Source organism: Saccharopolyspora sp. (assembly GCF_017434145.1).
Classification (GTDB): domain Bacteria; phylum Actinomycetota; class Actinomycetes; order Mycobacteriales; family Pseudonocardiaceae; genus Saccharopolyspora_C; species Saccharopolyspora_C galaxeae.
This window is the reverse complement of record NZ_JAFRFW010000659.1, coordinates 1-9,963: the sequence shown is the minus strand read 5'-3', so window position 1 is coordinate 9,963 and position 9,963 is coordinate 1. Positions and strand designations below refer to the sequence as shown.

The 9,963-nt window shown below is 70.1% G+C and carries 11 protein-coding genes and 1 pseudogene; 6 read left to right on the top strand and 6 right to left on the bottom strand.

Annotated features, from left to right (window positions below; translation table 11 throughout):
* The 4 genes and pseudogenes from IJH84_RS18095 to IJH84_RS29335 all read right to left on the bottom strand — a co-directional run.
* On the bottom strand, positions 1 to 2,573 hold a 2,573-nt coding region (locus IJH84_RS18095; RefSeq protein WP_295146559.1), incomplete at its 3' end, for an HAD-IC family P-type ATPase.
* 316 nt (positions 2,574 to 2,889) lie between these two features.
* Positions 2,890 to 3,210 (bottom strand): hypothetical protein, encoded by a 321-nt coding sequence (locus IJH84_RS18090; RefSeq protein ID WP_295146557.1) that lies wholly within the window; start codon positions 3,208 to 3,210, stop codon positions 2,890 to 2,892.
* A 290-nt stretch (positions 3,211 to 3,500) separates the two neighbouring features.
* Entirely contained in the window at positions 3,501 to 3,629 is a 129-nt protein-coding gene (locus tag IJH84_RS29340) for a hypothetical protein (RefSeq protein WP_367269046.1), read from the bottom strand.
* A pseudogene (locus IJH84_RS29335) lies at positions 3,630 to 3,767 on the bottom strand (hypothetical protein); the annotation flags it as partial. It abuts the gene before it with no gap.
* Positions 3,768 to 3,866: 99 nt separating this feature from the next.
* Here IJH84_RS29335 and pqqA point away from each other — a divergent pair.
* From pqqA to IJH84_RS18060, 6 genes are all read left to right on the top strand, one after another.
* Positions 3,867 to 3,941, top strand: coding sequence for a pyrroloquinoline quinone precursor peptide PqqA (gene pqqA, locus IJH84_RS29330; RefSeq protein WP_367269045.1), 75 nt, complete (start codon positions 3,867 to 3,869; stop codon positions 3,939 to 3,941).
* Between the two features lie 3 nt (positions 3,942 to 3,944).
* Complete coding sequence (pqqB, locus tag IJH84_RS18080) at positions 3,945 to 4,832, top strand: pyrroloquinoline quinone biosynthesis protein PqqB (RefSeq protein WP_295146550.1); 888 nt, start codon at positions 3,945 to 3,947, stop codon at positions 4,830 to 4,832.
* A complete protein-coding gene (pqqC, locus tag IJH84_RS18075; protein WP_200071834.1) occupies positions 4,829 to 5,524 on the top strand; it encodes a pyrroloquinoline-quinone synthase PqqC in 696 nt (231 codons plus the stop codon). Before pqqB ends, pqqC begins: the two co-directional genes overlap by 4 nt.
* Positions 5,524 to 5,787 carry a pyrroloquinoline quinone biosynthesis peptide chaperone PqqD gene (pqqD, locus tag IJH84_RS18070; protein ID WP_295146546.1) on the top strand — a complete coding sequence of 88 codons (264 nt, stop codon included), beginning with the start codon at positions 5,524 to 5,526 and terminating at the stop codon, positions 5,785 to 5,787. Before pqqC ends, pqqD begins: the two co-directional genes overlap by 1 nt.
* Positions 5,784 to 6,857, top strand: a complete 1,074-nt coding sequence (pqqE, locus tag IJH84_RS18065; RefSeq protein ID WP_295146543.1) for a pyrroloquinoline quinone biosynthesis protein PqqE — start codon at positions 5,784 to 5,786, stop codon at positions 6,855 to 6,857. Before pqqD ends, pqqE begins: the two co-directional genes overlap by 4 nt.
* A 437-nt stretch (positions 6,858 to 7,294) precedes the next feature.
* Positions 7,295 to 7,945 (top strand): GPR1/FUN34/YaaH family transporter, encoded by a 651-nt coding sequence (locus IJH84_RS18060; RefSeq protein ID WP_295146540.1) that lies wholly within the window; start codon positions 7,295 to 7,297, stop codon positions 7,943 to 7,945.
* A gap of 93 nt (positions 7,946 to 8,038) precedes the next feature.
* Here the strand turns inward: IJH84_RS18060 and IJH84_RS18055 are convergent, their stop codons facing one another.
* Both IJH84_RS18055 and IJH84_RS18050 read right to left on the bottom strand, forming a co-directional pair.
* On the bottom strand, positions 8,039 to 8,527 hold the full coding sequence (locus IJH84_RS18055; protein WP_200071831.1) for a ribose-5-phosphate isomerase: 489 nt from the start codon (positions 8,525 to 8,527) through the stop codon (positions 8,039 to 8,041).
* A 61-nt stretch (positions 8,528 to 8,588) separates the two neighbouring features.
* Positions 8,589 to 9,963: transketolase (locus IJH84_RS18050; RefSeq protein ID WP_295146539.1), on the bottom strand; the 1,375-nt coding region annotated here is incomplete at its 5' end.

Below are 9,963 nucleotides of genomic sequence, written 5' to 3'. Positions count from 1 at the left end.
AGCTCGGCCATGGTGGCCACGACGGGGAGGCCTTCCGGCACGGCTGCGACGGCGAGGCTGACCGCGCGTCCGACGGCGGTGCCGACCGGCTGGCTGCGCACCAGATCCACCGCCAGCAACAAACCTCCGGCGCCGATGCACAGCGGCGTCGTGCTCTTGGCCAGCGAGTTCAGCCGCGCCGCCACGCCTCCCGCACGCGGTTGCGCATCCGCGGCGCTGAGCGTCCGCTTGGCTTCGGTGTCCGGCCCGGTCGCCACGACCAGCCCCAGCGCGCGTCCGGCGGCGACCGCTGTGCCCTGGTAGATCATGCTGGTGCGGTCGGCCAGCGCGACCGCGGGTGTCGCGCGCTCGTCCTTGTCGACCAGCTGGGACTCGCCGGTGAGGCTGGATTCGTCGACTTGCAGACCATCGGCCTCGAGCACCCGGCAGTCGGCCGGTACCGAGTCGCCCGCGACGAGTTCGATGATGTCGCCGACCACGAGCTCGTCCGAGACGACCTGTTGTTGCCCGCCGTCCCGGATCGCGGTGACCGATACGGCGCTGGATTCCATCAGCCTGCTCAGCGCGCGGTCCGCCCGGACCCGTTGCACGCCGCCGAGCAGCGCGTTCATGCACAGCACCGCCCCGATCACAGCGGCGTCGGTGAGGGCTCCGATGCTCGCGGAAATGCCCGCGCCACCGGCCAGTGCCGGGGTCAGGGGACTGTCCAGTTCGGACAGAGTTGCGCCGAGCAGGCCGACCGGTCGGCCACCGACCTGCTGCTGGTCTTCGAAGCGGCGTGAGATCTCGTCCGCGCCCAAGCCCGCTGCTGAACTTCCGAGCATTTCGAGTGCTTGGGCCGGCGACATGCTGTGCCAAGCGGTGCGCGAAGCGGCACGTGGAACCGGGCGCTGCCCGGCCTGAAAACCCCACAGCGTGCCCATGCCCAATGCCATGGCAGCAGCAACCGTGACCGGAATGCCTGCGCGCTGCTGGCTGGTTCCGGCCGGTCCGAGCATCACCAGCACGCCGCCCGCGAGCGAGGCGCCTGCGGAGATCCTGGAACAACGAAGACTGGCCTGGTGCGCCTCGTGCAACAGCCGAAGCACCACGCAGCAACCGCCCAGGCCGGGGCGGCAGAAGATGTGCGCGCCCCATGGCGCCGGTTTGTCGCGGGTGACTGCCCCGAGCCCGATGTCGGCGGCGGTCAGGCCCGCGTACCCGCGCGCCGAAACGAGGGCCACGCCGGCGCCTTGGGCCTGCAACGCGCGCACCGACCCCGCCAGCCGCGATCCGCCGGCGACAACCTGCTCGACGCCGAGCCGTGCCCCCAACCGGCGCCCGCCACCGGCGAGCACGAGCGAACCGGCCGCTCGGGCGGCAGCGAGCAGCTGATCGACCAGCGGCTCCAGCTCATCAACGATCACGACCACCGCGGCCTGCGTCGCACCGCGCCGGAGCATGCAAATCCGCGCGCCGGTATCGGCCGCTTCGCTCAAGCGATCACGCAGACCGGCCGGCCACCTGGACCGCGTGCCCCACGCTTCGATCGTCCAGTCCCGTCGCTGATCGTCGTTTTCGGCGAGCTCTCGCCGACCGCGGACGACGAGCTCGTTCGCTTGCTGCCACAGCTCAACCGCGTCCGAGTCCTCGTCCAGCGCAATCACGTCGTGCACTATTCGATTACCGGTCAGCAGTGCGTCGGCGTCGACCACCACGGTGTCGATCCGGTCGAGTCTGCGCAGCGCGCCCGGGTCGAGGGCGAAGATGTCGCGCTCAGCCAGTGCGTGGCCGAGCTGGGTGGCGAACGCTTCTCTGCCCATCCCCGCCGCGCGGGGTGTCGCGGCCACCAGGAAGCCTTCTGCCCGTGCCAGATTTCCGCTCAACCCCAACGCGCTCGCGAAACCGGCAGGTGCGGCCGCGGCCGACACGTCGCCGGTTCGTTCGACAGGGCCCGCGGGCAGCGCCACCGGCCGAGGTGGCAGCGGTTCGGCAGCGCACCGGTAGCGCTGCGGATCCTGAGCGAACTCCTCCTGCCAGCGTTCCCAACTCCGTTGCGACGACTGCGTTTCGCGCAGCGCGGACAGCCGCAGGCCCGCTTCCATGAGCAAACTCGTCGGTTCCTGCGCGAATGTGTGAGCGACGGCGCTACCAACCCCGAACAGGAGATCCGTGGCCGCCGAACCCAACCGTGACTGCACCACGTCCCAGATCTTCGGTGTCGCGCCCGCGGTGCTCAGCAGTGCGGGCACGGACTTGGGCAATGACGGCACCGGCAATGCTCGGGCTACCGCGGCGTAGCCCAGACCCGTCAGGTTTGCGCCGATCACTGCCACGTGTCCCAAGGTTCGCCCGGGACTGTCCGGATGCGCAACGCTGGTTTCGGCGAAATACCCGGTCAACCCGACCAGTTCCACCGAGTCGTCCACTTCGGACACCAGCTCGGCGGCTTCGATCACGGCCTCGTCGTGGCCGACCACCAGGCAGCCCAAAGCGGCGTTGACCTCCACCCAGCGGACCCCGGCCAACGCTCGCAGGCGGTCGGCCACCTGCTCGACCAGCTCCGCCTTGTCCGGATCTGCGATGCCCTGCAATGCGACGCAGGTGCTCCCGTCCTGCGACCAACTCGTCCGGGTGGGGCTAGCCTCCGCCGCGGTGCGCAGCGTTGCCGTCGCCTGCTCGAACCACCCCTGCACAAGACCGAGCACGAGACTCACTCACCAACCCAGGTCGGCTGCATGGCGTTCGCTGGCTTCGTTTGCCACCGTTCGCAGTGCCGCGGCGGCGCTGATCGTGGTTCCGGACGTGTCCACCGTTGCTCCTTCGGCCGGCCGGAATGAAATGCCGGCATACGTCGAAAAACATCCACCGCGGTGCACAACGGGGCGACGTGCCCGTGCGGATCACGGGTTAGGCTTCTTCGAGCGCATCGCCGAAGTCTTGCAGAAGCTTGTTGTGGTGGCTGGTCGCAAGCACGTGGCCCACACCCAGCGCGAGTCCCACCGGCCACTCCATCAGTCCGACTCCGATCAGAACGGCTAAGCCGCCGATGAACGCCAATTGGTTCGGTGGCGGCAATTCGACCGCACCGACGCACGGCAGATCCACATTGAGTGAATTCTTCCCGGCCGCTGTCGTGGCCGCCGCGGAAGCATGTCCCTGCTGCTCCGCGGACCGGTCGGATCGGCGCGTGTTCGCTGCCTGTCCGGTCCGCTGCTGTGGACTGCTCATCCCAACCCCCATCAACGCCGAGCAGGCGTCCTGCCGGCACCGTCGTCGTCCTGCCCGCTGCCTGGCAGTACCCGCGAATCCCCGGAGCTAAGCGCGCCCTCCCATTCTTCTCGAACGGTGACGGCCAAGAGCTCCTAACGTATTTGGTCGGGAAGTCGGCGCCAGCAGATGAGGCTGGCGGCCAGCGTGCGGAAGTCGTAGGGCCGGGCGCGACCGAAGGGAAAGCCTGGGCAATGGTTCGTCTGCATGTTCGGCAGCGCGAGCATCCAGCCATTGCACGTGACCGCGAGTCAGGTCGCGGGTGCGGTGGTCGAAGCGCGCGGGATCAGCGCCGGTGTGGTGGTGATGGTGCGGGGTTCGGCGACGTCCGAGCTCGGCAGCAGGTCCAGCGCGCCGCGAGCGATCTGGTCGAATGGCACGCGAAGTCCCCGGCGGTGCGCGGCGGCGAGGGCGCCGATGGCGGTGTTGTCGTTGACAGCGGAGATCGCGGTGGGGCGTTCGGGGCCGTCGAGAAGTGTGGCGCCTGCACGCCCAGCCGCTCGTCCCCGCAAATGCACCTCTGATCGGGGATCGGGTTCCGCTGGTTGCCGATGTGTTGTCACCGCAACCACCGATCGCGGAGGCTCGAAGCCGTCCCGTTGTTCTAGGAGGATGGCATGACCTGGGAAAAGCCCGAATACACCGTGATCGATGTCTGCGCCGAGGCGACCGGCTACTTCCACCGGCGCTGAGCCGTGCTGCTGCGTTGTCTAGGAGTCGCCGCAGGCGGCGGTTACCCCCAGTGGAACTGCGCCTGCGGCGGCTGCCGCGCGGCCCGCGAACGGCCCGAACGGGCCACGACGCACGCAGGTCTCGCGGTCTCCGCCACGGGGCGGCGATGGTTCCTGCTCAACGCCACCCCCGACGTGCACCACCAGATCGCCGCCGACCCCAACCTGCATCCCGGACCCGGGCCGCGGGACACCCCGGTGTCCGGGGTGCTGCTCACCGACGCCGAGTTCGACCACACCATCGGCCTGCTCGTGCTGCGCGAGGGCGCGGACCTCGTCGTGCACGGCACGCCCGAGGTGCTCGGAGCGCTCGAAACGCGGTTCCCGGTGCGGGACCTGCTCAGCGATTACGCCGAGATCGACTGGCGGCCGGTGGAGCCGGGCGAGCCGATCGAGCTGGACGAGCGCCTGCGCGCCACCGCGTTCCGCACCGGTGGCAAACCGCCGCGCTACGTGGGCGCCTCGGACCGCCCGAACTGGGAGGTGGGCTACCGGCTGGAGGACACCGCGACCGGCGGCACGGCGGTGTACGCCCCGACGGTGCCCCGCTGGGACGACGCGTTCGCCGCGCAGGTCGCCGACGCCGACTGCGTGTTCTGCGACGGCACCTTCCACACCGACGACGAGATGTCGCGCCAGGGCACCGGTCGGCAGCCGGGATCGTCCATGGGGCACATGCCGGTGGACGGTCCCGACGGGTCCGCGCGGAAGCTCGCCGAGCTGCCCGGCCGCAAGATCTACGTCCACGTCAACAACACCAACCCGATCCTCGACGAGGCATCCGCGCAACGCCGCAGGTTGCAGCGGCAGGGCATCGAGGTCGGGCACGCCGGTTTGGAGGTCGAGCTATGACGCCGTTGTCCGCTGCGGACTTCGAGGACGAGCTGCGGGAGGTCGGCGAGCGGCGCTACCACCACCTGCACCCGTTCAACGAGCGGATGCACGCCGGCGACCTGACCGAGCAGGAGTTCCGCGGCTGGGTGCGCAACCGCTTCTACTACCAGCTCAACCTGCCGATCAAGGATGCCTACGTCCTCACCAAGCTGCCGGGCTCGCAGCACCGCAGGCGGTGGATCAAGCGGATCACCGACCACGACGGCACATCGGGCAACGAGGGCGGCATCGAGCGCTGGGTGCGGCTCGGCGAGGCGGTCGGGCTCACCCGCGAGGAGCTGCACGACACCCGCACGGTGCTGCCCGGGGTGCGCTTCGCGGTGGACGCCTACGTGGAGTTCTGCCGCGACCGGCCGTGGCTGGAGGCGGTCGCCTCGGCGCTGACCGAGCTGTTCGCCCCGGACCTGCTCAGCCGCCGCATCACCGACGTGCGCGAGCACTACCCGTGGATCGCCCCCGCGGGCCTGGAGTACTTCCGCACCCGGTTGACCCAGCAGCCCGCCGACATCGCGCACCTGCTGGAACTGGTGCGCGACAACGCGACCACGCGCGCGCAGCAGGAGGCGTGCGTGCAGGCGCTGGAGTTCAAGTGCGACGTGCTGTGGACACTGCTGGACACGGTGCAGCTGACGTTCGGCAAGGACTCGTGATGGACCCCGGCGGCAAGCCGCACCTGGTGCCGAAGGCCAGGCTGCGCTTCGACAAGGTCCGCGGCGGGGACATGCTGCTGCTGCCCGAGCGGGTGGTGCAGCTCAACACCTCCAGCGCCGCGATCCTGCGGCTGTGCGACGGCACCCGCACCGCCGCCGAGATCACCGCGAAGCTGGAAGCCGACTTCGAGACCGACGGGCTATCCGACGACGTGCTGGGCTTCCTGCGCGAAGCGCGCGAAAAGGGCTGGGTGAGGACATGATCGACGCGCCCTACGGCTTGCTGGCCGAGCTTACCCACAAGTGCCCGCTGCACTGCCTGTACTGCTCGAACCCGGTGGCGCTGCGGCCGCGCGATGAAGAACTGGGCACCGAGGACTGGCTGCGGGTGCTCCGGGAAGCCGCCGAGCTCGGCGTGCTGCAGGTGCACTTCTCCGGCGGCGAGCCGCTGCTGCGCAACGACCTGGAGGAGCTGATCGCCGAGGCGGACCGCTGCGAGCTCTACACCAACCTGATCACCAGCGGACTCGGGCTCACCGAGCGCCGGGCGAAGAGCCTGGTCGCCGCCGGCCTCGACAGCGCGCAACTGAGCATCCAGGGCGACAACCCGGAGTCCACCGCGCTGATCGCGGACAGCAAGCGGTTCGACAAGAAGGCGGAGGCGGCGGGCATCATCCGCGACAGCGGGCTGCCGCTGAACATGAACGTCGTGCTGCACCGGCTCAACCTCGACCGCCTGGATGCGATCATCGACGTCTGCGACTCATGGGGTGCCGAGCGCCTCGAACTGGCCAACACCCAGTACTACGGCTGGGGGCTGCGCAACCGCGAGGTGCTGATGCCCAGCCGGGAGCAGCTGACCAACGGCGAGCAGGTCTACCGGCGCCGCAAGGAGGAGCTGGCCGACCGCATGGAGCTGCTGTGGATCCTGCCGGACTACTACGAGCGGTACCCGAAGCCGTGCATGGGCGGGTGGGCGCATTCCAGCTTCACCGTCGCCCCGGACGGGATGGCGTATCCGTGCCCGGTGGCCGCCGACATCGACAGCCTCGAATTCCCCTCGGTGCGAGCCGCCGCGCTGGAATGGATCTGGACGGAATCGGCCGCGTTCCAAGCGTTCCGGGGCACCGACTGGATGCCCGATCCGTGCCGCAGCTGCGCGCGCAAGGAAATCGACTTCGGGGGCTGCCGCTGCCAGGCGTTCGCGCTCACCGGGGACGCCGCGCGCACCGATCCGGTGTGCGTGCACTTGCCGGACCACCACCTGATCTCCGAGGCCGTGGAGCGCGCCAACGGCAACGCTCCGGCATCGGAACCGGTTTTCCGGAGGTAGTGCGTGTTCGCGTGAACTGCGCTTCCCGGCAGCGTTCAGGCGTGCAACCGCTGCCCCGGAAGCCGGGCCGAATTCTTCAGCTCCCGGAAGTGGTTCTGCACGGCGCGCGCGAGGACGTCTCGTCGAAACACGCGGACATCTCGTTGGAAAGGCCGGACTTCGTCGCGGACCGCGGCTAGAACCGGGAAGGTGCCCGGTGCAGCCGTTCGGCAGCTGGGTCCGGCCCTTCGTGGGGAATCGGCTTCCACTCGTTCGCAACTCGTTGTCCTCGGCACGAGCCAGTGGCATTCTCGATGTGCCGCGCCCGCTCGGAACTCTTCGGAATCCGCACCGGCGACTCCGCCCGGAAAACCGTCGTCCACTCGAAAATCCGGCATGGCGCCGGATTCGATCCGGACGGCGCGAAGCATGCGCCGAACACCGCGAAGGAGCGGATTGTGACCACATCGGAAGCTGCCACGGCAGCGCAAGCCAGCCACTCGAACGAGGAATCCGAGCCGGTTTCCGGGCCGTTGTCCGGTGACCCCGCGCTCATCGGCGTTCCCACGTTCATCGTCGGTTCGATCGCCCTCGGCATGACCCTCGTCGGATTCGTGCCCGCCGAGGCGGTCGGCGCCCCGGTGGCGATCATCCTGGCCGCCACCGGAATCGGCCAGACCGTGGCCGCGATTTGGGCGGCCGCGCTCGGCCAGAGCGCGGTCGCGTCCATTTTCGGCATCTTCAGCGGGTTCTGGTCGAGCTACGGCCTTCTCGTGCTCGGCTCGACCCACGAATGGTTCGGAGTCCCAGCTGGAGCCGCGACCGCCACCCAGGCGCTGTTCTTGACCTCGTGGGCGATCACGGTGGGGCTCCTGGCGCTGGCGTCGCTGCGCCTGCCGGCCGCGTATCCCTTGCTGTTCGGGCTGATCACCACGGCGCTCGTCGTCGTGCTGATCGCGACGGTGCAGGGGTCCGCGGGATTGCAGGCCGTCGGCGGGTACGTGGTCTTCACCTTCGCCGCGCTGGGCTGCTACCTGTTCCTCCACGGGATGTCGGTGGCGACCGGCGGGCGCGGGCTGCCGCTGGGCGGTCCGGTCCTGAACGGCTGAGCCAGGGAAGCGCGAGAAACCCGAGAAGCGCGGAGGCGGTCTCGCACCGCCTCCGCGCTCCTGCGCGTCGGTCGAACTTCCGCCGCGGATTCCTCAGTGGTCGCGGGCCGGTCGGCCGCCCGGCAGCGCAGGTGGCTCGCCGGAACGCTCGTAGTCCGCCAGCTGGTCGATCCTGCGCCGGTGGCGGCCGCCCTCGAACGCGGTGCCCAAGAACGCGTCCACGATGCGCTCGGCCTCCTCGACCGTGTGCATCCGGGCACCGATGCCCGCCAGCAGCGCGTCGTTGTGCTTGCGGGACAACTCGGCGATCTGCACGCTCCAGGTCAGCGCGGCCCGGGCCCCGGGAACCTTGTTCGCGGCGAGCTGCTCGCCGTTGCCGGAACCGCCGATGACGATGCCGAGGCTGCCCTGGTGGGCGACCACCCGCCGCGCCGCCTCGACGCAGAACGGCGGGTAGTCGTCCTCGGCGTCGAAGGCGGTCGGTCCGACGTCGGTGACCTCGTGGCCGAGTGCGGCCAATCGCTCGGCGATGTGGTTCTTGAGCTCGAACCCGGCGTGATCGGAGCCTAGGTAGACGTGCACGGAATCGATCCTCCGCTGTGTTGGACGACTGTGGTGGCCCCGCTCGTGCGGGGCCCGGGCGTCAGCTCGACCGAGTGGTGCGCAGCGCGCGCCGAGCGGCCTCGGCGACCGCCTCGGCGGTGAAGCCGAACTCGGTGAACAGCGTCTGGTGATCGGCCGAGGCGCCGAAGCGCTCCAGCGAGACGATCTCTCCCGCCGCACCGGCGAAGCGGTGCCAGCACTGCGCGATCCCGGCCTCGACGACGACCCGCGCGCGCACCGCCGGGGGCAGCACCGCGCGGCGGTAGGACTCGTCCTGCGCGTCGAACCACTCCACGCACGGCATGGACACCACGCGGGTCGCCTCGCCCTCGGATTCGAGGACTTTCTTGGCAGCCACGGCCAGCTGCACCTCCGACCCGGTCGCGATCAGCACCACCGCGGGCTCGCCGGACGAAGCTTCGGCGAGCACGTAGCCGCCGCGGGACACCCCTTCCGGGTCCGTGCCCTCGAGGGTCGGCACTCCCTGGCGGGTCAGCGCCAGCCCGGTCGGGCCGTCGGAACGCTCCAGCGCGGCCTTCCACGCCGCGGCGGTCTCGTTGGCGTCGGCAGGCCGCGCGATCGCCAGGCCCGGGATCGCACGCAGGCTGGACAGGTGCTCGACCGGCTGGTGCGTCGGGCCGTCCTCGCCCAGGCCGATCGAGTCGTGCGTCCAGACGTAGATCACCGGCTGGTGCATCAGCGCCGCCAGCCGCACCGCGGGCCGCATGTAGTCGCTGAAGACCAGGAACGTGCCGCCGTACGGGCGGGTGCCGCCGTGCAGCGCGATGCCGTTGAGGATCGAGCCCATCGCGTGCTCGCGGATGCCGAAGTGCAGCGTCCGGCCGTAGGGGTTGGCGCTCCAGGTGCCGGTGGAGATGCTCTCCGGGCCGAACGATTCCGCGCCTTTCATCGTGGTGTTGTTGCTCTCCGCGAGGTCGGCGGAGCCGCCCCACAACTCCGGCAGCACGTCGGCGAGGTGCGCCAGGACCTCGGCCGATGCTTTGCGGGTCGCGACGCCCTTCTCGGCGGGCTCCCAGCTCGGCAGCTCCTCGGCCCATCCGGGCGGCAGCTCGCGCGCCTGCATCCGGTCCAGCAGCGCCTTGCGCCGCGGATTGGCCTCGGCCCACGCGTCGAAGGCGACCTGCCACTTCGCGCGGGCGGCACGGCCGCGCTCGCCGACGGCTCGGGTGTGGTCCAGGACCCCGTCGTCGACCTGGAAAGACCGCTCGGGTTCGAAGCCCAGCAGCTTCTTGACCTCGGCCAGCTCCTCGGTTCCCAGCGCGGCGCCGTGCGCCTTGCCGGAGTTCATCTTGTTCGGGGCGGGGTAGCCGATGACGGTGCGCAGCACGATCAGCGTCGGCTGGTCCGGTTTGCCCTTCGCGGCGTCGAGCGCGTCGAGGATGCTGGAGACGTCT